This window comes from Colwellia sp. MB3u-45, from assembly GCF_014077005.1.
Classification (GTDB): Bacteria; Pseudomonadota; Gammaproteobacteria; order Enterobacterales; family Alteromonadaceae; genus Cognaticolwellia.
Map to the genome: position 1 here is coordinate 1 of NZ_JACGVC010000056.1, position 689 is coordinate 689.

A 689-nucleotide genomic window follows, 5' to 3' on the forward strand; every position below is an offset into this window, starting at 1 on the left:
CAATCAATGCTAAGTGTTTTTCCATCACATCCATATTCATGATTGGCGCTATTAATGCCTCGGTATCTCCTGTTGCAGGGCAAACAGCACCAAAAAGATAAGCATACTCAAACTGCTGTTGCTTAACCGCTCTTGGTCTTGTTCCTTTTGTTGCCCAGAGCCTTGTCGTTGTATTCTGCTGGCCAAAGCGTGCTTCATCTTGAAACCACACATCTACATTTTTAAGGCTGACATTCCACGGGATCGTACGGATCATTTCCATTTCGAATTTTTTTAAAAGCTTCTTGTACTTCATCTGATTGCTTCGGGTGCCTTGACCGACTCGTTATCCATGAGAAGCCTAGCTGATGTAAAAGCCGATAAATATTATCAACTGAATAGTCGACTTTAAATTCTTGTGTAATATAAGCAACAAGTGTTTGTGCTTTGAGCCTTCCGCCTTTGGGTTTAATACTATTATCATGAATGTACTGGCTTAGTTGGGAGAGCTGTTGTTCATTGAGATTACAAGGTCGTCCAGAGCGAGGTTTTTCTTTTAAACCATCAAGACCTTGTTCATAAAATCTTTTAACCCAGTCATTAACAATACGTCGACTAATATGTAAGTTTCGTGCTGTCTGTGTGTTATTAGCGCCACTTTTGATATGAGAAAGCGCCATCAAACGAACCCGCATTCGCCCATTAGTTTC

2 protein-coding genes are annotated in these 689 nt (G+C 40.6%); both read right to left on the bottom strand.

Features of this window, described 5'->3' with window-relative positions; genetic code table 11:
• A partial coding sequence (locus H4J41_RS17435; RefSeq protein WP_182150462.1) for a transposase occupies nucleotides 1-256 on the bottom strand: 256 nt, incomplete at its 3' end.
• A partial coding sequence (locus tag H4J41_RS17440; RefSeq protein ID WP_182138396.1) for an IS630 family transposase occupies nucleotides 222-689 on the bottom strand: 468 nt, incomplete at its 5' end. The genes H4J41_RS17440 and H4J41_RS17435, both read right to left, overlap by 35 nt.